Source organism: Arsenicicoccus bolidensis DSM 15745, from assembly GCF_000426385.1.
Lineage (GTDB): Bacteria > Actinomycetota > Actinomycetes > Actinomycetales > Dermatophilaceae > Arsenicicoccus > Arsenicicoccus bolidensis.
This window is the reverse complement of sequence record NZ_AUFG01000053.1, coordinates 1-18,691: the sequence shown is the minus strand read 5'-3', so window position 1 is coordinate 18,691 and position 18,691 is coordinate 1. Positions and strand designations below refer to the sequence as shown.

Annotated in this window: 21 protein-coding genes and 1 riboswitch; of the genes, 9 read left to right on the top strand and 12 right to left on the bottom strand. The window is 73.0% G+C overall.

From position 1 onward, the window contains the following. Positions 1 to 204 (top strand): ATP-binding protein (locus tag K313_RS0117885; RefSeq protein ID WP_029212777.1); only part of this gene is annotated, 204 nt, incomplete at its 5' end. A gap of 31 nt (positions 205 to 235) precedes the next feature. Here K313_RS0117885 and rpmB read toward each other — a convergent pair. Next, positions 236 to 478, bottom strand: a complete 243-nt coding sequence (gene rpmB / locus K313_RS21665) for a 50S ribosomal protein L28 (RefSeq protein WP_029212776.1) — start codon at positions 476 to 478, stop codon at positions 236 to 238. A gap of 117 nt (positions 479 to 595) precedes the next feature. Between rpmB and K313_RS0117875 the strand changes: the two genes are divergently transcribed. Both K313_RS0117875 and K313_RS0117870 read left to right on the top strand, forming a co-directional pair. Continuing rightward, a complete protein-coding gene (locus K313_RS0117875; protein ID WP_029212775.1) occupies positions 596 to 1,735 on the top strand; it encodes a GTP-binding protein in 1,140 nt (379 codons plus the stop codon). Between the two features lie 63 nt (positions 1,736 to 1,798). Then, a riboswitch (guanidine-III (ykkC-III) riboswitch) is annotated at positions 1,799 to 1,864 on the top strand. A gap of 10 nt (positions 1,865 to 1,874) precedes the next feature. Then, positions 1,875 to 2,189, top strand: a complete 315-nt coding sequence (locus tag K313_RS0117870) for a DMT family transporter (RefSeq protein ID WP_029212774.1) — start codon at positions 1,875 to 1,877, stop codon at positions 2,187 to 2,189. Between the two features lie 76 nt (positions 2,190 to 2,265). Here K313_RS0117870 and K313_RS0117865 read toward each other — a convergent pair whose 3' ends face one another. From K313_RS0117865 to K313_RS0117815, 11 genes are all read right to left on the bottom strand, one after another. Then, the gene (locus K313_RS0117865; protein ID WP_029212773.1) at positions 2,266 to 2,655 is read right to left on the bottom strand and encodes a Fur family transcriptional regulator; all 390 of its coding nucleotides are present in this window, start codon (positions 2,653 to 2,655) and stop codon (positions 2,266 to 2,268) included. A 6-nt stretch (positions 2,656 to 2,661) separates the two neighbouring features. Further along, complete coding sequence (locus K313_RS0117860; protein ID WP_029212772.1) at positions 2,662 to 3,690, bottom strand: metal ABC transporter permease; 1,029 nt, start codon at positions 3,688 to 3,690, stop codon at positions 2,662 to 2,664. Position 3,691: 1 nt separating this feature from the next. Next, positions 3,692 to 4,579, bottom strand: coding sequence for a metal ABC transporter ATP-binding protein (locus K313_RS21660; RefSeq protein ID WP_029212771.1), 888 nt, complete (start codon positions 4,577 to 4,579; stop codon positions 3,692 to 3,694). Further along, a complete protein-coding gene (locus tag K313_RS0117850; RefSeq protein ID WP_051274211.1) occupies positions 4,576 to 5,565 on the bottom strand; it encodes a metal ABC transporter substrate-binding protein in 990 nt (329 codons plus the stop codon). The genes K313_RS21660 and K313_RS0117850 overlap by 4 nt, the downstream gene beginning before the upstream one ends. A gap of 185 nt (positions 5,566 to 5,750) precedes the next feature. After that, positions 5,751 to 7,022, bottom strand: a complete 1,272-nt coding sequence (locus K313_RS0117845) for an MFS transporter (protein ID WP_029212769.1) — start codon at positions 7,020 to 7,022, stop codon at positions 5,751 to 5,753. 225 nt (positions 7,023 to 7,247) lie between these two features. Further along, a complete protein-coding gene (locus tag K313_RS0117840; protein ID WP_029212768.1) occupies positions 7,248 to 8,894 on the bottom strand; it encodes a solute symporter family protein in 1,647 nt (548 codons plus the stop codon). Then, a complete protein-coding gene (locus K313_RS0117835; protein WP_029212767.1) occupies positions 8,894 to 9,238 on the bottom strand; it encodes a DUF485 domain-containing protein in 345 nt (114 codons plus the stop codon). Before K313_RS0117835 ends, K313_RS0117840 begins: the two co-directional genes overlap by 1 nt. Before the next feature lie 164 nt (positions 9,239 to 9,402). After that, positions 9,403 to 10,968: a sodium/solute symporter gene (locus K313_RS0117830; RefSeq protein ID WP_029212766.1), complete on the bottom strand. Its 1,566-nt coding sequence runs from the start codon at positions 10,966 to 10,968 to the stop codon at positions 9,403 to 9,405. After that, a complete protein-coding gene (locus K313_RS0117825) occupies positions 10,965 to 11,393 on the bottom strand; it encodes a hypothetical protein (RefSeq protein ID WP_029212765.1) in 429 nt (142 codons plus the stop codon). Before K313_RS0117825 ends, K313_RS0117830 begins: the two co-directional genes overlap by 4 nt. Beyond that, entirely contained in the window at positions 11,390 to 12,184 is a 795-nt protein-coding gene (locus tag K313_RS0117820; protein WP_051274209.1) for a LytR/AlgR family response regulator transcription factor, read from the bottom strand. Before K313_RS0117820 ends, K313_RS0117825 begins: the two co-directional genes overlap by 4 nt. 8 nt (positions 12,185 to 12,192) lie before the next feature. Then, positions 12,193 to 13,389 (bottom strand): histidine kinase, encoded by a 1,197-nt coding sequence (locus K313_RS0117815; RefSeq protein WP_019286544.1) that lies wholly within the window; start codon positions 13,387 to 13,389, stop codon positions 12,193 to 12,195. Positions 13,390 to 13,426: 37 nt separating this feature from the next. Here K313_RS0117815 and K313_RS0117810 point away from each other — a divergent pair, with 37 nt between their 5' ends. The 6 genes from K313_RS0117810 to K313_RS0117785 form a co-directional block, all read left to right on the top strand. Beyond that, on the top strand, positions 13,427 to 14,275 hold the full coding sequence (locus K313_RS0117810) for a Fic family protein (RefSeq protein ID WP_029212763.1): 849 nt from the start codon (positions 13,427 to 13,429) through the stop codon (positions 14,273 to 14,275). A 568-nt stretch (positions 14,276 to 14,843) separates the two neighbouring features. Then, entirely contained in the window at positions 14,844 to 15,554 is a 711-nt protein-coding gene (locus K313_RS22700; RefSeq protein WP_029212762.1) for a CpaE-like family protein, read from the top strand. Further along, positions 15,551 to 16,693 (top strand): TadA family conjugal transfer-associated ATPase, encoded by a 1,143-nt coding sequence (locus K313_RS0117800; RefSeq protein ID WP_029212761.1) that lies wholly within the window; start codon positions 15,551 to 15,553, stop codon positions 16,691 to 16,693. The genes K313_RS22700 and K313_RS0117800 overlap by 4 nt, the downstream gene beginning before the upstream one ends. Next, a complete protein-coding gene (locus tag K313_RS0117795) occupies positions 16,690 to 17,538 on the top strand; it encodes a hypothetical protein (RefSeq protein WP_029212760.1) in 849 nt (282 codons plus the stop codon). The genes K313_RS0117800 and K313_RS0117795 overlap by 4 nt, the downstream gene beginning before the upstream one ends. Before the next feature lie 257 nt (positions 17,539 to 17,795). Beyond that, positions 17,796 to 18,227 (top strand): type II secretion system F family protein, encoded by a 432-nt coding sequence (locus tag K313_RS24015; RefSeq protein ID WP_029212759.1) that lies wholly within the window; start codon positions 17,796 to 17,798, stop codon positions 18,225 to 18,227. Positions 18,228 to 18,422: 195 nt separating this feature from the next. After that, a partial coding sequence (locus tag K313_RS0117785; protein ID WP_029212758.1) for a transposase occupies positions 18,423 to 18,691 on the top strand: 269 nt, incomplete at its 3' end.

The window sequence follows — 18,691 nt, the reverse complement described above, 5'->3', positions numbered from 1 at the left end:
ATCACCGCCCGCGAAGAGAGAGCCTCCATCGCCTGCGCGTCCAACGCCCCCTTCAGCGAGTGGGGCAACACCTTCCCCGACCCCCGCCTGGCGGCCGCCGTCGTCGACCGGCTGACCTTCAACGCCCACATCATCCAGACCGGCACCACATCCTACCGGCTGACCAGCAGCACCGCGACGAGGAAGGAGAACAACCCCACCTGACCCCCTGCTCGACGACCACGCCGAGCAGACGTCACCCAAACCGGGGGTGGGGCCAAATCAAAGCATCACAGTGGGGCCAAATGGGCTTGTCATTCTCAATCGTCTTGATGGCGCGCGTCGACAGCCGCCGGGTCACCGTGCGGCCGAGGCTCGGCGCCCAGTAGGTCCGCCGCTGGATGTTGGGGTCGAAGCGGCGACTCGTGCGGCGGTGCGAGTGGCTGATGGTGTTGCCGAAGCGCGGCACGGTGCCGGTCAGCTGGCAGTGGTTGGACATGAGTTCCTTCCCTCGGGTTGGTCTGGCTATAGTAATAACGATTCTCATTACGCTACCAGCCGCCGGTGCCGGTCCATCGCGATGGGCGAGGCGGCACCGGCATACGAAGGAGACCCGATGCCCGCTCCCGACCCAGCCGCGATGCACCGCCCCGGCACCACCGACGTGCTCGTCGTCGCCGGCCTCGACGCCACCGACCAGGCCGTCGCCGCGATGGGCCTGCAGTGCGACCTGCCAGACGCCGCCGTGGTGCGCCTCGTCGTGGACGCCGCCGCCGGCCAGGTGCGCTGGGCCGTCAGCGACCTCACGGGCACGGTCGAGGAGGACGGGCAGGACGTCGAGCACCCCTGCCTGTCGTGCGCCTTGCGCGAGGCGATCCTCCCGACCCTGGTCCGCCTCGCCGGGACCGGCCGCTGGGGCACGCTCGTCGTCTCGCTGCCGCCGTCCGCCGAGCCCCTGCCCATCGCCCTCGGGCTGGCCCGGGCCCACCTCGCGGACGGGCGCCGCGTCGCCGACCTGCTGACCCTGCGGTCGGTGATCACGGTCGTGAGCTGCGACGACGTGTGCGCCGGGGTCTTCGACGACCCGCTGCTCGAGGAGCTCGGACTCGCGATGGTCGAGGACGACCGCCGCAGCTATGGCGAGGTGCTGGTCAACCAGATCGAGCTCGCCGACGCCGTCGTCGTCGTGCAGGACACGCTCGACGAGTCGGACACCGCCCTGCTGGACCACCTGCGGCGGCCGGACAGCCGCGTCTACCTCGGGCTGTCGAGCTTCTCGGCGGGGGCGGAGCTGAGCGCGCGCGGCTTCGACGTGCAGGTGGCGCAGGGCTTCGTCGACCCGCGGCGCCGCCGACCGACCGGCGCGGAGCCGGCCGGTGGGCTGCAGACCCTGCGGCTGCGGACCTTGCTCCCCTTCCACCCCGGACGCCTGCAGCAGCGCCTCGAGGACCTCGGGTCCGGCGAGCTGCGCGGCCGCGGCGCGTTCTGGCTGCCCGGGCGGCCCGGCACCGCGATCGCGTGGGAGGCCAGCGGCGGTCAGCTGTCCATCGGCTCGATCGGCGGGTGGGACGACGCAGACCGTATGACGAACCTCGTGGTCACCACCGATGACGAGACCGCAGTCGTGGTGAGGGAGGCGTTCGAGGCCGCCGTCATGACCGAGGCCGAGATGCTCACGGCGCGCGACCGCTGGCTCGGGCGACGCGACGGCTTCGAGGAGTGGCTCGGCGAGGAGGGCGCCTCCGACGTGGCCTGACCGCGGCGCGTGGTGGGTCGCCGGGAGCGAGCTTGCCCCGGCATACGGCCCGTGCGAGCCTGGATGGAGGCTCCACGAGCGGGCCCCGGACGAGGGAGCCGTACCCGGTCACGCGACAAGACGGCCACGAGGAGTGACCATGTCGTGGATCGTGCTGGTGCTGTCAGGTGTGCTGGAGGCGGTGTGGGCCACGGCCCTCAGCCGCAGCGAGGGATTCAGCCGGCTCGGGCCGAGCGTGGTGTTCGTGGTGGCCTGCGCGCTCAGCATGGCGGGGCTGGCCTACGCGCTGCGTGAGCTGCCGGTGGGCACGGCCTATGCCGTGTGGGTGGGGATCGGCGCCGTGACGACCGTCGCCTGGGCGATGGCGACCGGCGCAGAGCCGATCTCGCTGGTCAAGGTCCTGCTGCTGCTCGGGATCATCGGCTGCGTGGCAGGGCTCAAGCTGCTGCACTGAGCCGCGGCGGCTCCTCGCCGCACCTGAGAGGCCGCCGCCGCGCGTGAGGGGTCACCGTCGCGCGTCCCTGTGCCCGTCAGTGCTTCGCGCAGGTCCCGAAGACCTCGAGAGTGTGCGACACGTCGCGGAAGCCGTGCTGTGCGGCCACCGTGTCGGCCCACGACTCCACCGCAGGGCCCTCGATCTCGACGGTGCGGCCGCACTCTCGGCATACGAGGTGGTGGTGGTGGTCGTCGCTCGCGCACAGCCGGTAGCGCGCCTCACCGTCGTCGACGCGGAGCATGTCCACGCGCTCGTCCTCGGCCATGGCGTTGAGCGTGCGATAGACGGTGGCGAGGCCCACGGTGTCGCCCTGCTCGCGCAGCCGGGCGTGCAGGGCCTGGGCCGAGATGAAGTCGTCGGTCTCGCGCAGGACCTGCTCGACGGCGCGGCGCTGCTTGGTGGCTCGGCGCTCGGTGTCCGGCATCGTGGATCAGCTCCTGCTGGTCGGCCGCCCGGCGACGACGTCGTCGGCGGTGGGGTGCCGGTCGTCCTCGCGGTGGTCGTGGTGCTCGTCGTAGTGGTCCCCGTGCGGGGCGTGCAGATGCCCATCATGCAGGTAGTCGACGTGATCGCCGTGCTCGACCTGCTGGTGTCCGCAGCCGGGTCCGTGCTCGTGGGCGTGCATCTCGGCATAGCGGTGATGGCGTGCGGCGACGGCGTGGGCGAGGGTCGCAGCCAGGCTCAGGACGATGAACACCGCGAGAACGAGCAGCACGATCGTGCCGCCCGAGGGCGTGTCGAGCTGGTAGGACAGGGCGACGCCGCCGGTGGCGCACAGCACGCCGATGACGATGGCGACGAGCCGCATCGAGCGGAAGGACCGCGAGACCTGCTGGGCGGCCGCGTTGGGCAGGATCATCAGGGCGCTGATGAGCAGCAGCCCGACGACGCGCATCGACACGACGACGGTGACGGCGGTCATGACGGCGAGCACGATGTTGAGCCCGAGGACCGGCAGCCCCGCCGCGCGGGACCACTCCTCGTCGTTGGCGACGGCGAACAGCCGTGGCCGCAGCACCCAGGTGGTGACCATGACGACGAGGGCGAGGACGGCAAAGACCACGAGGTCGTCGCGGCTGGTCGTGGTGATCGCGCCGAAGAGGTAGGACGTCAGGTTGGCGCCCGTCCCCGTCGCCCGCGACATCAGCACGACACCGAGCGCGATCCCGCCGTAGAACATGACGGCGAGGGCCACGTCCCCGCTGGCGCGGCCGTAGCGCTGGATGAGCTCGATCACGACGGCGCAGACCACCGCGGCGACGAGTGCCGTGAGGACCGGCTGGTTGCCGGTGAGGAGGCCGATGGAGACGCCGGCGAGCGCCACGTGCCCCATGCCGTCGCCGATCAGGGACAGCCGGCGCTGCACGAGGAAGGTCCCGACCATCGGCGCGGCGGCACCCACGAGCAGCGCGGCGATCAGGGCGCGCCGCATGAACTCGAAGCTCCACAGCTCGGACAGGTCAAGCACCGTGGGTCTCCTTGCTCGGCGCGGGGGCGCCTGCGCCGGCGCTCCTTGGCCGTATGCCGGACGCCCCGACGCCGGCGGGGTCGACCCAGCGGGCGGGTGGCAGGTCGTGCCCGTCGTCGTCGTGATGGTGGTGGTGATCGCCGAGGGAGAGGGGATCGGCGCGGCTGGCCCGCTCGAACTCCGCCACGGTCCCGTCGAAGGTGATCCGGCCGGCCGACATGTGCACGATGCGGTCCAGGACCGGGGTGAGGGCAGCGACCTCGTGGGTCACGATGAGCAGGCCGACGCCCCGGTCCCGCAGGCGCTGCAGCACCGTGGTCAGCAGGCGCTGGTTGGCGACGTCGACGCCGGCGGTGGGCTCGTCCATCACGAGGGCGTCGGGCTCACCGGCGAGGGCTCGGGCGATGAGCACGCGCCGTTGCTGGCCGCCTGACAGCGTCGAGACGTCTTGGCGGGCCTGGTCCGTCATGCCGACGACGTCGAGGGCCGAGGCCATGATCTGGTGGTCGCGCGCCCCGAGCCGGGCCAGGAGGCCCTGGTGCGGCAGGCGGCCGGTGGCGACGACCTCGCGGACCGTCGCCGAGACGGAGCCGGACAGGGTGTGGCGCTGGGGGACGTAGCCGATGCGATAGCGCTGGCGGAAGCGCGCGAGCGGGGTGCCGAACAGCTCGACCTCGCCGCCCAGGTGGTCGTTGAGCCCGAGCAGGCCCTTGACCAGCGTGGACTTGCCGCACCCGTTGGGTCCGAGGAGGGCCAGGGCCTCGCCGGGTGCCACCGTGAGGTCGGCGCCGGAGACGACGGCGCGGTCGGCGTACCCGAAGGACGCCGACCGGAGCCTGATGACGGGAGCGTCAGGCGCGCTGACGCGGGGGGAGGTCACGGACAGCTCTGGCCCTTCTTGAGCGTGGCGAGGTTGGCCTTCATGACGCCAACGTAGTCCTTGGCGGCGGAGGAGTCCGTGATGCCCTCGATCGGGTCCAGCACCGCCGTCTGCGCGCCCGTCTCCTTGGCGACGGTCTGCGCGATGGCGGGGCTGACCAGCGTCTCGGCATAGATGGTGGTGACCTTGTGCGACTTCGCGTACTTCGCGATCTCGGCGAGCTTGGCGGGCTCGGGCTCCTCCTCGGGGGACAGCCCCGAGATGGCGACCTGCTGCAGCCCGTAGCGGTCCGCGAGGTAGCCGAACGCCGCGTGGCTGGTCACGATCGTCGTGTTGGTGCAGCCCTTGAGGCCGGCGGCGAGCTCGGAGTCCAGGGCGGTGAGCCGGCCGGTGAAGGCCTTGAGGTTGGCGTCGTAGTCCGCGGCGTGGGCGGGGTCGGCCTGCTTGAGGCGGTCGGCGATGGCCTGGGAGACCTTGGCGTAGCGCTGCGGGTCCAGCCAGAAGTGCGGATCCTTGGCGCCCTTGCCGTGGCTGTGCCCCGCGTGCTCCTCGGCGGACTCCGTCGAGTGGTCGTGCCCGTCCTCGCCGATCGTCTCGCCGTGCGTGAGCGAGAGGTTGGCGGCCGTCGCGACGTCGAGCGCCTTGTCCGGCTTGGTGTCGGCCACCGCGGTGTCCACGGCCGACTGCAGCCCCTTCTCGTAGATCGCGAGGTCCGCCTTGGAGAGGGTGGCCACGTCCTTGGGCGTCAGCTCGAGGTCGTGCGGCTCCGAGCCGGGCTTGGTGAGGTTGGTGACCTGCACGTGCTGGCCACCGATCTGCTCGGCGGCGTGCTGCAGGGGATAGAAGCTGGCGACGACGCCGAGCTTGCCGTCCTTGCCGCCCTGGCTCGCTGCGCCGCCGGTGCTGGAGCCGCCGTCACCCGATCCGCAGGCGGTGAGGGCGAGCAGGGTGAGGGCTGCAGGGGCGGCGAGCAGACGGCGGTTCATGCTCTCCAGGGTCGGCCTAATGGAAATCATTGTCAAACTTGCGGGCCCCCACTCCTGCGCCATTGGTCACCAGTGACGATTTGGATCGATCAAACGTGGGGTCATGACGTCATTGGTGACCAATGGCGCGGGCTGGGGGGCCGGGGGCGGGGCGGCGTGGCGGGCCGTATGCCGGGGGACCGGCGTCACGCGGCGCGCACTCCCTGGTCCTCGACGGGCGGCTCGGCCAGGCTGGGGACGTGCCGCAGCCACAGCGAGAGGACCAGCGCCAGCAGCAGGAGCGCACCGGTGAACCCGACGACCAGGGGCCAGCCGCCGCGGCTCCAGGCCGTGCCGACGACCGTGCCGCAGACGGACGACCCGAGGTAGTACGCGAACATGTAGAGCGAGGTGGCCTGGGCGGTGCCGCGACCGACATACGTGGCGCGGGCGGCGACCCAGCCCGAGGCCACCCCGTGGGCGGCGAAGAAGCCGGCGGTCAGCACCGCGAGCCCGCCCACGACCGCCCACAGCGACCCGCCGAGGGTGACCAGCAGGCCGAGCAGGACGATCGCGAGCGCCACGGGGACGACTGCTCGCACGCCGTGACGGTCCGCGAGGCGCCCGGCCCGCTCGGAGCTCACCGACCCGAGGGCATAGACGACGAACACCAGCCCGGCGACGGCGAGGCTCAGGTGGTAGGGCGCGGCGGCGAGCCGGAACCCCATGGCGTTGAACACCGACACGAAGGCCCCCATCGCGCAGAACGCGATGCCGTAGAGCGCGAGCAGGGCGGGGTCGGTGAGCATCCGGCGGTTCATGGCGACGAGCTCGCGCAGCGACAGCCGCGCCGGGGCGAAGCGTCGCGAGCCAGGCAGCACCGCGCGCACCGCCACCGCGCACAGCAGGCCCAGGCCCCCGATCGAGCCGATGGACCAGTGCCAGCCGAGCAGGTCGGCGACACCGCCGGTGAGCAGGCGACCGAGCATGCCGCCGAGGGCCGTGCCGCCGATGTAGAGCCCGGTCGCCCGCGCCGTCGCCGAGGGATGCACCTCCTCGCGCAGGTAGGCGACCGCCACTGCCGGCAGCCCTGCCACCGCCAGGCCGAGCAGCGTCCGCAGGACCAGCAGGACCGTCCACGACGGCGATAGCGCCGTGAGGATCGTGACCACCGACGACGCGAAGAGCGACACATGCATGACCCGCGTGCGCCCGAGCACCTCCGAGGAAGGGCCCACGACGAGCAGGGCCAGGCCCAGGGCGAAGGTCGTGGTCGACACCGACAGGGCGGACTGCGCCGGCGTCAGCGCGAAGGCCCGCGACAGCTCGGGCAACAACGGCTGGGTGGTGTAGATCATCGCGAAGGTCGCGAGCCCGGCGAGGAACAGCGCCCACGAGATGCGGCGGTACTCCGGGGACCCCGGCCGGTGTCCCCCGGCCGTTGGGGGTGGCGGCGGGGCGGCATACGGCTGGGGCACCCGACCACCGTATGCCGGACCCGCCCCCCGGCCTGCCCACCCCGACGACCGCGGCACAGGCATCCCCAACGCCGAGTGGTCACCTCCCGACGTCGGGAAGTGACCACTCGGCGGTGACCTGTTGCGGAAGAGGCGAGGGTCAGGTGCGGCTCAGCGCTGGATCGCTCAGCACTGGATTCCTCGGTGCTGGATCACTCAGTGCTGGATCGCTCAGTGCTGGATCGCTCAGTGCTGGATCGCGCCCGCCGTGCCGTGGCCGGACAGGGACCGGACCTCCATCTCGGCGTACTTCTCGGGGTTGGGCTTCTCCTTGTCGGTGATCGAGCCCAGCCAGCCGAGCAGGAAGCCCAGCGGGATCGAGATGATGCCCGGGTTGTCCAGCGGGAACCAGTGGAAGTCGATGGAGGCGTTGGTGATCATCGACAGGCTCTTGCCGGTCGCGTCGACCTTGCCGGACACCACGGGGCTGAACAGGATGAGCAGCATCGCCGACCCGAGCCCGCCGTAGATCGACCAGAGCGCTCCTCGGGTCGTGAACTTCGACCAGAACAACGAGTAGAGGATCGTCGGTAGGTTGGCGCTCGCGGCGACCGCGAACGCCAGGGCGACGAGGAAGGCGATGTTCTGCCCGTTCGCGAGGATGCCGCCGACGATCGCGACGACACCACCGGCGATGGCGGCGCGGCGGGCGACCTTGACCTCCTGCTCCTGGGTGGCCTTCCCCTCCTTGATCACCATGTTGTAGATGTCGTGCGCGAAGGTCGCCGAGGTGGTGATGGTCAGGCCGGCGACCACGGCGAGGATCGTGGCGAACGCGATCGCCGAGATGATGCCGAGGAAGACGGACCCGCCGAGGTGGAAGGCCAGCAGCGGTGCCGCGGAGTTCTCCTTGCCGGGGGCGGCCACGATGGCGCCGGGGCCGACCAGGCCGGCCGCGCCGAAGCCGATGACCAGGGTGAAGAGATAGAACAGGCCGATCAGCCAGATCGCCCACTCGACCGACTTGCGCGCCTCCTTGGACGTGGGGACGGTGTAGAACCGCATCAGCACGTGGGGGAGCCCGGCGGTGCCGAGCACGAGGGCCATCGACAGCGAGATGAAGTCGATCTTGGTCGTCGTGGTCTTGCCGTACTTCAGGCCGGGGTTGAGGAGCTTCTCGCCGACCTTGGGTGACTCGTCGACGGCCTTCTGCATCACGGCGGACAGGTTGAAGCCGAACTTGCCGAGCACCCAGACGGTGATGACCGCGGCGCCGGCGATCAGCAGGCAGGCCTTGATGATCTGCACCCAGGTGGTGCCCTTCATCCCGCCGATGAGGACGTAGGTGATCATCAGGATGCCGACGATGACGATGACGATCGCCTGCCCGGCCCAGGACTTGACGCCGAGCAGCAGCGACACGAGGCCGCCCGCGCCGGCCATCTGGGCGAGCAGGTAGAAGAACGAGACGGCGAGCGTCGAGGTCGCGGCGGCCATCCGGACGGGACGCTGGCGCAGCCGGAAGCTCAGCACGTCGGCCATGGTGAAGCGGCCGGTGTTGCGCAGCAGCTCGGCGACGAGCAGCAGGGCCACGAGCCAGGCGACGAGGAAGCCGATGGAGTAGAGGAAGCCGTCGTAGCCGGCGACGGCGATGGCGCCCGCGATGCCGAGGAAGCTTGCCGCCGAGAGGTAGTCGCCGGCGATGGCGATGCCGTTCTGACGGCCGGAGAAGGCCGCGCCACCCGTGTAGTACTCGCCGGCCGTCTTCTTCTTGCCCGTCGACACCTTGATGACGACGGCCAGGGTCACGACCACGAACACGGCGAAGATCGCGATGTTGAGGATGGGCGAGCCGACGGACGTGGCCGCGGCGCTGATCATCGTGCTGCTCATCAGGCGTCCAGCCCCTTCTCCTCGACCATCTGGTGGACCCGCTCGGCCCGGGGGTCGAAGACGCGGTCGGCCCAGCGCACGTAGACGATGGTGATCGCGAACGTCGTGACGAACTGCAGGAAGCCGAAGATCAGGCCGACGTTGATGTTGCCGAGCACCTTGATGCTCATGAACGCCGGGAAGAACGCGGCGCAGATGACGTAGAGGAAGTACCAGGCGAGGAACGCCCCGGCCATCGGGAAGACGAAGGACCGCAGCCGCGAGCGCAGCTCCTGGAACTCGGGCGACCGTTGGACGTCGCTGTAGGCGGCGCTGTAGTCGCGGGTGGGCTTGGTCGCGCTCACGCGGTGCCTCCTGCGGGGGTGGGGGTCGGCACGTCGTCGTGCCGATCGTCACTGTGCGCCCGGTCACCGGTCCCGGACGAGAGCCACACGATCACGACGGGTCGAGCGGTCGGTGAGGCTCGGTGAGCGGTCCCGACCAGGTCGTATGCCGAGACGCCCGCCCGTCAGCGGGCTGCGGTCCGGCGCGAGGACCGGTCGAGGCGCACGTCCTCGGGGGTGTGCAGCCGCACCATCGTGCGAGAGGTGCCGCGCGGGATGCTGCCCGGCGTGAGCAGCGACACGACCACGGCGACGAGGAAGGCGGCGGGGGCGGTCCAGGCGGCGGGGGCCGCGGTGAGCGCACCGGCCCAGCCCTCCGTGACCCGGCCGGTGAGGCTGAGCAGCGAGGCCGTGGCCGCGAGGACGGCGCCGACGCCGACGGAGGCGAGGGTGCCGGCGCGCGACAGGCGTGGCCACCACACGCCGAGCACCAGCAGCGGCGCGAAGGTCGAGGCGGTGAGGGCGAAGACCAGGCCCACGAGGGTACCGACGCCGACGTGCGGGAGCAGGTGGGCGACGGCGAGGGGGACGAGCACGGCGACGACCACGGACAGGCGGAAGCTGTGCAGCCGGTCGGCGTCGCCGCCGGTGGCGCGCAGGAGGGCGGGCCCGACCAGGTCCTGGTCCACGACGCCGGCCACCGCCACGACCAGGCCGCTCGCGGTCGACAGGAACGCGACGAAGGCGCCGGCCGCGATGAGGGTGGTGAGGGTGTCGCCGACGCCGCCCGGGATGGCGCTGGTGGGGAGCCGCAGCATGACGGTGTCGGTGGAGGCGCCGGCCGGCAGGGACGGGACGTAGACGCGGCCGAGGATCCCGTAGATCGGCAGGGCGAGGTAGAACGCGGCGATGAGGCCGATCACGGTGACGGTCGTCCGCCTGGCGGCCCGGCCGTCGCGGATCGTGTAGTAGCGCACGACGACGTGGGGCAGGGCCATCGTCCCGAGCGCCTGCCCCAGCAGGGTCGACCAGACGGTGTAGAGGGGGTGGTCCTGTCCGGCATACCCGCTGAGCGGCTCGGACCAGGACTCGAGCTGGTCGGGCGGCAGGGCCGGGCCGGGGGAGCCCGACCGGATCCAGACGACGACCAGGACCAGGGCGGGCAGCCATAGCGCGGCGAGCTTCATCCAGTAGTGCCAGGACTGCACCAGGGTGATCGTGCGCATGCCGCCCGCGCTCACCACGGTGAGGACCACGGTGCCGACGAGGACCCCGCCGAGCCAGGCCGGGGCGCCGGTGAGGAAGCGCAGGGTCAGGTCGGCGGCCTGCAGCTGCACGAGCAGGTAGACCCAGCCGATGGCCACGACCAGCAGGGACACCACGCGGCGCACGCGGCGGCTCTCGAGGCGGTCCTCGGCGAAGTCGGGGAGCGTGTAGGCCCCCGAGCGGCGCAGCGGAGCCGCGATGAGCACGAGCAGCATGAGATAGCCGACCGTGTAGCCGACGGGCAGCCACAGCCGGTCGGCGCCGTCGGACCACATGAGCCCGGCGAGGCCGAGGAAGCTCGCGGCGGAGAGGTACTCGCCGGTGATGGCGGCGGCGTTGCGGCGCGGCGAGATGGCGCGCGAGGCGACGTAGAAGTCGCTCGTGGTGCGGCTGGAGCGAGCCCCGAGCAGGCCGAGCCCGAGCGTCAGGAGACAGACCGTCGCCACGGCGACGATGCCGTATGCCGGCTGCAGGGCCGCCGTCATGGCGCGCCGCCGGTCGGCCCGCTGCCGTCACGGTCCGGGAGGTCGTCACCGGCGACGGTGCGGGTGAAGTCGCGCTCGACCCGCTCGACGGCGCGGGCGTAGGCCCGGCCGAGCAGCCACAGGGCGGGATAGATCACGACGCCGACCAGCAGCCAGGCCACCGTCACGCCGGGTCCGAGCCGCAGGCCCGCCGCTCCCGGGACGAGGGCGAAGGCCAGGGGCAGCCCGACGAGCAGCGTGGCGAGGGACCCCAGGGCGGCGGCGACCAGGCGGCGCAGCCCCCGCAGGTAGGTCCGCATGTAGACCTGCCCGAGGCCGGTGTCCTCGTCGATCTCCCGGGTGCTGGGACGGACCGCGGCGCTGCGGCGGGCCGCGTCGCGTCGGGGCGAGGTGATGCGCACCCGCGGCGGTGTCGGGCTGGTCACGCCGTCGGGCTCTCCCGTCGGCGGGCCTCGCCCGGCCGGCCGAGGCGGTCGCGCAGGGCGCGGGTGTGGCGGCGCGAGACCTGCAGCTCGAGGGAGCCGAGCAGGACCGAGCAGTGGCCCTTGTCGGTGCGGACCTGCGTGACGTGGCGCAGCGACACGAGCGTGCTGCGGTGGATCCGGGCGAATCCCGCCGAGGACCAGCGCTCCTCGAGGGTGGACAGCGGGATGCGCACGAGGTGGTTGCTGTCCCGCGTGTGCAGCCGGGTGTAGTCGCCCTGCGCCTGCGCGTAGATCACGGCGGACCGCTTGACGAAGGTTGTGATGCCGGCGAGCTCGACCGGGATGACCTCGTCGTCGTCCTGGCGCTGCGTCGGGGCGGACTGGGGTGCGGGAGCGGGGCGGGCCGCGACGACCCGGCGGACGGCCTCCGCCAGGCGCTCCTCGCGGACGGGCTTGAGGACGTAGTCGATCGCGTCGACCTCGAAGGCGTCGACGGCGTGCTGGTCGTGGGCGGTCACGAAGACGAAGGACGGCGGCTCGTCCTGGGCTGCCGCCGCGCGGGCCACGTCGAGCCCGTCGAGGCCAGGCATGCTGATGTCGCAGAAGACGACGTCCACGTCGTTCTGGGCCAGGATCGCGAGGGCCTCGGCGCCGCTGCCGGCCAGGTGGATCCGCCCGAGGCGGGGATCCTCGCCGAGCAGGTAGGCAAGCTCGTCCCGCGCCGGCGGCTCGTCGTCGACGACGAGCGCGGCGAGGCGAGGTCCGGTCACGTCTGCGTGGTGCTCCGCCATGGTGCCCCCTATTGTCCTGCATGGACGCCGGGAGCCCACTTGGGCACGGTGAAGGTCACCCGGGTGCCCGCCCCTGGCGCGGTTTCGACCACGACGCCGTGGGCGTCGCCGTACACCTGCCGCAGGCGGGCGTCCACGTTGCCCAGGCCCACGTTGTCGCCGTCGTGCTCGCCGGACAGCACCGAGCGGACCCGCTCGGGGTCGGACCCGGCGCCGTCGTCCTCGACGCTGACCTGGGTGACCGTGCCGAGGTCCCGCGCGGTGATGCGGATCGTGCCGTCGCCGACCTTGCGCTCGAGGCCGTGACGGACGGCGTTCTCGACGAGCGGCTGCACCGAGAGGTAGGGGACGGCGTTGCCGAGCACCTCCGGGGCGATGTCCAGGTCGACCTTGAGCCGAGGACCGAAGCGGGCCTGCTCGAGGGCGAGGTAGCGCTCGATGTTGACCAGCTCCTCCTCGAGCGTGGTGAACGCGCCGCCGCTGCGGAAGGAGTAGCGCGTGAAGTCGGCGAACTCCAGCAGCAGCTCGCGGGCCCGGACGGGGTCGGTCCGCACGAAGCTCGCGATGGCGGCGAGGGAGTTGTAGACGAAGTGCGGGGAGATCTGCGCCCGCAGGGCCAGCAGCTCGGCCTCCATCGTCCGCGTGCGCTGGCGGCTGAGCTCGGCGAGCTCGACGTTGGTCGAGACCCAGCTCGCGACCTCGCGCGTGGCCCTGGTCAGGCCGTAGCTCACGTCCGGGGCGTAGGCCACGAGCGCGCCGATGACGGTCTCGTCGCTGACGATCGGCGCCGCCACCGCGGAGCGGATCGGGCAGTCCTCGTCGACGCACACGAGGCCGCGCACCACCTCGAGGTCACCGGTCGCGAGGACCTGCTGGACCAGGTCGACGGCACCCGCCGCGTGACGCTCACCGGTGCCCTCCCAGACGAGCAGCGCCTGCGTGTCGAGGATCGCGAGGGCCGGCACGCCGAGCAGGGCACGCAGGTGCCGCGCGGCCTTGGCGCTGCCCTCCGGCGTCAGGCCGTCCTTGAGGTGGGGAGCCGCGAGCCCGGCGGTGTGGAGGGCGTCATACGTCGCCTCCTCGACGGGGGAGGAGAAGGTGCGCCGCACGCGGACCACCCGCAGCGCGAGCCACGCGGCCAGGACCAGCAGGGCCGCGAGGACGGCGATCAGCGCGACGGAGCTGCGCGCGGGCCCTTCGAGCATGGACCGATCGTAGGGCGTGAGTCCCTAGGCTGACCCCGTGAGCTCCCCCGTCGCCGCCTCCGTCGAGCCCCTGCTGCGCCTGCCGGGGGTGACCGACGCCGTCGCGGCCGCCCGCGAGGCCTGCACGCAGCTGCGCTGGCACCAGGCCCTGCGCCGCCGCATCCCCGAGGCCGCCGCCGAGTCGCGGGTGCGAGGTGCCAGGGAGACGGCCTTCCTCGACGGCATCCAGTTCCCCGTCGAGACGGTCCGCGACCTGAGTCGTGGAGCGCTGTCCTGGCGAGACGACCCCCTCCCGGACGAGCAGGTGCTGCGGGGGGCGGTGCAGGTGACGGCCGAGGCCGAGCACCTGCGTGCCGTGCTGTCTGCGGCGCCGCGACAGGTCGTGGCGCGTCTGCACACGGCGGCCGCGACCCCGTTGGGCGTCGAGGCGGCGGCGCTCGGGCGTCCTCGGGGCCCGGAGGCGGTGTGCGCGGAGCTCGTCGAGCTGGGGGAGCCGGTCGCGGCCGAGCGGGTCGCCGCCAGGCTGGACGGGATCGTGGAGCTGCTGCGCGCCGTGGGGCCGGTGCCCGCCGGCGTGGTGGGGGCTCTCGTGCACGCGGAGATGGCGGTGGTGCGTCCGTTCGAGCGCGGCAACGGGCTGGTGGCGCGGGCCCTGGAGCGCGTGGTCGTGCAGGCCGGCGGGCTCGACCCGACCGGCGTCGCGGTGCCCGAGGCCGGTCACCGGTCCCTCGGGCAGACGGCGTATGTCGGAGCGCTCGCCGCCTATGCCACGGGGACGCAGGACGGGGTGCGGCTGTGGCTGCTGCACTGCTGCGAGGCGATGGTCGCGGCGGCGGCCGAGGGCACGCGGGTCGCCGACGCCGTGCTCGCCGGCCGCACCGCGTGATCCCGCCGGTGCGGTCAGGCGGTCGCGCCGAGGCCGCCATCCAGGGGCTGTGCGCTCACCCGATCGAGGTAGTCCTCTCGGCCCCCTCGTGCGTCGTCGCGCACTAGTCATGTCGCGCCCGTGAGTCACCTTTATCGATGTAACGCATCGCTGAGTGCGCCAGAATAGGCCGAACGGGTGACTTTGGGCGCCCGGGGTGGGTAGTGACTAGTCATTTGTCCGAGTCCGTCGCATCATGGAGTTACGCGCTCCCTTCGGGTCGAGCGCAGTGCATGGGCTCTTCCCCCCCAGAGCCTATGCATGGCGACCCCCGTCACCCCCCCCGACGGGGGTCGCCCCATGTCCGCACCCAGGTGCCCGCCCCCTCGCTCACGGGTCACTTGTCGACACCTCGGGGGGAGCCGCCCCCGCCGACTGGTCACTTCCCGACACCTCGGGGGGAGCCGCCCGCCGCCGAGCGGTCACTTCTTGACGCGGTTGTCCACAGCCCGTCGCGTTCCGGCGATGCCTGTCCACAGGCGGGCGCTGGGGCTCGCACCGTGGCGGGGTGGGCGGTCAGCCTGGCCGCATGACGATCTCGATCGGGGTGCAGGGCGCGAGCGGAGGCGTGGGTGCCAGCTCGTTGGTGGCGGCTCTCGGCCTGCGGGCCGCGCAGTCGGGGCGCAGCGTGGTCTGCGTCGACCACCGCAGCGCGGGTGGCGGGCTGGACGTGGTGCTGGGGGTGGAGCAGGCCGCCGGGCTGCGCTGGCCCGACCTGCACCGGGCTCGTGGCTCCCTCGACGGTGCCGAGCTCGTGCCGGCGCTGCCGATGGCCCGTGGCGTCGGGGTGGTGGCGTGCGACCGCCGGCATCCGCACGAGATACCCCCGGCCGCGGTCGACGCGCTGCGCCGTGGCCTGGACGGGTGCGTCGACGTCGTGGTGCACGACCTTCCCCCCACCGTGGCACCGGGTTGGCCCGCGGTGGTGCGGGGTCACGACCTGGTGGCGCTGCTGGTCGGTGGGGGAGCGACGCAGCTGGCGGCCGGGGCAGCGGTCACCCTGCTGCTGCGCGAGGCCTCCGCCTCGGGCATCGGCGTCGTGGCCCGCACAGGCGGCCAGGACGAGGCCGCCTGCGTCGCCGACCTCCTGCGCCTGCCGCTGCTCGGCGTCCTCCGCAGCGACCGCAGCGCCGAGGGATGCCTGGCCCGCGGGGTGGTGCCCGGGAGCGCCCGCGGTCCCTTGCGAGACCTGGCCGACGAGGTGCTGCTGGCCGCCGTCCTCGAGGAGCGTGCGGCATGAGCCTGCCGCCAGGAGCGTGGGCCGACATCGAGCACGGCGTCGGCCCCGACCTTGGTCGTGTGCGTGAGGCGGTGGCCGGGGACCGGGTGGTGCTGGGCTCCCAGGGGGTGCGTGACGAGCTGGGCCGGGTGCTGCGGGACACCCTGGGCGCCGGGCCTCTGGAGGGGCTGCTCCGCGAGCCCGGCGTGACGGACGTGCTGGTCAACGGCCCGCGCGAGGTGTGGGTCGACCGGGGGACCGGCCTCGAGCGGGTGCTGCTCGACCTCGGTGACGACCGGGCCGTGCGGGCGCTCGCCACCCGGCTCGCCGGGCTGGTGGGCCGGCGGCTCGACGAGGCCAGCCCGTGGGTGGACGCCGTCCTGCCCTCCGGGGTGCGCCTGCACGCCGTCGTCGGTGCCATCACCCCCGGCGGCACCCACCTGTCCCTGCGCGTGCCGCGCCCCGAGGCGTGGACGCTCGACGACCTGGAGGCCCGGGGCGCGGTCGAGCCGTGGATCGCCCGGGCCCTGCGGGGAGTCGTGGCCCACCGGGTCGCGCACCTCGTCACCGGTGGGACCGGCACGGGCAAGACCACGCTGCTCGCGGCGATGCTCTCGCTGGTCCCCGACCACGAGCGCATCGTGCTCGTGGAGGATGCCTGCGAGCTCACGCCGCGGCACCCCCACATCGTCCGGCTGCAGGCCCGTCACCCCAACGTCGAGGGGGTCGGTGGCATCGACCTGACCACGCTCGTCCGGCAGGCGCTGCGCATGCGCCCGGACCGCCTCGTCGTGGGCGAGGTCCGCGGCGGCGAGGTGCGCGAGCTCCTCACCGCCCTCAACACCGGCCACGAGGGCGGCTGCGGCACCGTGCACGCCAACTCCGCCGCGGACGTGGTCTCCCGGCTGGAGGCCCTCGGCGCCCTGGCCGCCATGCCGCCGTCTGCCGTGTGGGCGCAGGCGCGCAGCGGCCTGCGGGTGGTGATCCACCTGACCCGACCCCTGGGAGTGCGTCAGGTGGGGGAGATCGCGGTCCTCTCCCCGGACGGCGACGGCCGCCCCATCGTGCTGCCCGCCCTCACCCACGACGGCGAGGGTGGGGTGCGGCCAGGCCCCGGGCTGGCCCTCCTGACCGCTGTCGTCCCCGAGGCGAGGCCGTGATCCCCGTGCACGCCGTCATCCCCGTGGACACCTGGGCCCCCGCGATCGGCTCGATCCCTCTGATCGCCTCGACCCCCACCGCTCCTGCAGCTGCCGTGCCGTCCCTGACGTCCTTGTCGCCGCTGGCGGCAGGGCCAGAGGCGTCGGTCCTGGTCGGGATCCTCGCCGCCGTCGCCCTGCTGCTGTGGACCTGGCCTCGTCGCTCGACGTGGGCGGACACCGACTCCACCGCACCGGGCTCGACGCCCGGCGGCCCCGAGGGCGTCCTGGCGACCGTCCGTGAGCAGTTGCGACGGGCAGGGACACACGCGTCCCGGGAGCACGAGACGGAGCGGCTGGCCGTCGCCGAAGCGCTCGCTGCCGCCCTCGGGGCGGGTCTCGACGTCCGATCGGCCCACGAGATCGTCACCCACGCGGCCGACCATCCCGCTCGCGTGGCGCTGCGCCCCGGTGCCGACGAGGAGGCGCACGAGGCGTGGTTGCGCTGCGCGGAGGGTGGCCGGGTGGCCCACGCCGTCGGTCATGCCCTGCAGGTCTCGACCGAGGTGGGCGCGCCAGTGCGCGGCGCGGTCGGCGCCGCCCTCGACTCCAGCCGCCAGCAGCTGGCGCAGGACGGCGCGGTGGGTGGGGCTGTGGCGGGTGCCCGCGCCACCGGTCGACTGCTCAGCGCCCTGCCGGTCGCGGGGCCCCTGGCGGTGCTCGGCCTGGGGCTGGACGCGGGCGCGGTCTACGGCTCGCCGGCCGCGCTGGCGTGCACGGTCGCCGGGGTCGCGCTCACGGTGGTGGGCCACCGTTGGGTCTCTCGTCAGGTGGCGACGGCCCAGCGCGAGACGGTGGTCTCGTGAGCCCCTCGGCGCTGGGGGCCGCCGTCGGCCTGCTCGTGGCCCTTGCCGTCCTGCTCCTGCCCCGCCGCCGGGGCGAGGAGCCCGACCCCCGGCGGAGGGAGGTGGGCCCGTCCATGCCCGCGGCATCCAGTGGACCCGCGTCGGCAAGATCGGGCGCACTCACCTCTGCAGGGTCGAGCGCACTCACCTCTGCAGGGTCGAGCCCCCTCACGTCGGTCGAGGGAGATCGACCGACGTCGGCAGACGCGAGCCGGCCCATGCTGGTCGGCCAGGTCGCCGAGAGCGCAGACCTCCTGGCGGTGGCACTCGCGGGCGGGTGCGGCCTGCTGGCCGCTCTCGACGTCGTGGCGTCCGTCGTCGGCGGGCGGGCCGGGCACGAGCTGCGGGTGGTGGCGGCGGCGGTCCGCTGGGGAGTGACGCCGTCCGAGGCCTGGCGGCTCGTGTCGCCCGGCTGGCGCGACGTGGCGGCGGCCTTCGTCGTGGCCGAGCGTGCGGGTGTGCCTCCCTCGGGCCTGCTCGCAGAGGCGGCTCGGGCGATGCGTCATGCGGAGGCGCAGGCGGCCGGCGAGCGGGCCGGGGTGCTCTCGGCGCGGCTCGCGCTGCCGCTGGGCCTGACCTTCCTGCCGGGCTTCGTGCTGACCACGATCGTGCCGGTCGTCCTCGGGATGGCCTCCACCCTCACGCGCTGAGCTCAGCGGTCCGAAGGCAGCCGGTTGACCCGCCGCGCGGCCTTGTCCACCGCGGCCGAGTGGTCGGCGCGACGTACGGCGTCCTCCACGGACCCTCCCGGCGGGCACACCGCCACGCCCAACTGAGGTTGCCCCCGTTCGACGGACACCCTGACTGGCCCGGCTCTGAGTAGCTGGGCGGGAGAGGATGCCTTCATGGGTGCCAAGAGGAAGAGTTTCACCCCGCAGTACCGCCGTGATGCCGCTCATCTGGTGATCGACTCCGGCCGCACGATCGCGGCGGTCGCCTCAGAGATCGGGATCGGTGAGCAGCTGCTGGGTCGGTGGGTCGCCAGGGAGCGTGCACGGATGGATGAGCCGCCGCCGGCGGGTGATATCAATGAGCGGGCCGAGCTGGAGCGCTTGCGCGCGGAGAACGCTCAGCTGCGGATGGATCGGGAGTTCCTGAAAAAAGCAGCGGCCTT

Coding starts and splice junctions, on each gene's coding strand:
- rpmB (WP_029212776.1), bottom strand. CDS start 478: ATGTCCAACCACTGCCAGCTGACCGGCACCGTGCCGCGCTTCGGCAAC.
- K313_RS0117875 (WP_029212775.1), top strand. CDS start 596: ATGCCCGCTCCCGACCCAGCCGCGATGCACCGCCCCGGCACCACCGAC.
- K313_RS0117870 (WP_029212774.1), top strand. CDS start 1,875: ATGTCGTGGATCGTGCTGGTGCTGTCAGGTGTGCTGGAGGCGGTGTGG.
- K313_RS0117865 (WP_029212773.1), bottom strand. CDS start 2,655: ATGCCGGACACCGAGCGCCGAGCCACCAAGCAGCGCCGCGCCGTCGAG.
- K313_RS0117850 (WP_051274211.1), bottom strand. CDS start 5,565: ATGAACCGCCGTCTGCTCGCCGCCCCTGCAGCCCTCACCCTGCTCGCC.
- K313_RS0117840 (WP_029212768.1), bottom strand. CDS start 8,894: ATGAGCAGCACGATGATCAGCGCCGCGGCCACGTCCGTCGGCTCGCCC.
- K313_RS0117830 (WP_029212766.1), bottom strand. CDS start 10,968: ATGACGGCGGCCCTGCAGCCGGCATACGGCATCGTCGCCGTGGCGACG.
- K313_RS0117820 (WP_051274209.1), bottom strand. CDS start 12,184: ATGGCGGAGCACCACGCAGACGTGACCGGACCTCGCCTCGCCGCGCTC.
- K313_RS0117815 (WP_019286544.1), bottom strand. CDS start 13,389: ATGCTCGAAGGGCCCGCGCGCAGCTCCGTCGCGCTGATCGCCGTCCTC.
- K313_RS22700 (WP_029212762.1), top strand. CDS start 14,844: ATGACGATCTCGATCGGGGTGCAGGGCGCGAGCGGAGGCGTGGGTGCC.
- K313_RS0117800 (WP_029212761.1), top strand. CDS start 15,551: ATGAGCCTGCCGCCAGGAGCGTGGGCCGACATCGAGCACGGCGTCGGC.
- K313_RS24015 (WP_029212759.1), top strand. CDS start 17,796: ATGCTGGTCGGCCAGGTCGCCGAGAGCGCAGACCTCCTGGCGGTGGCA.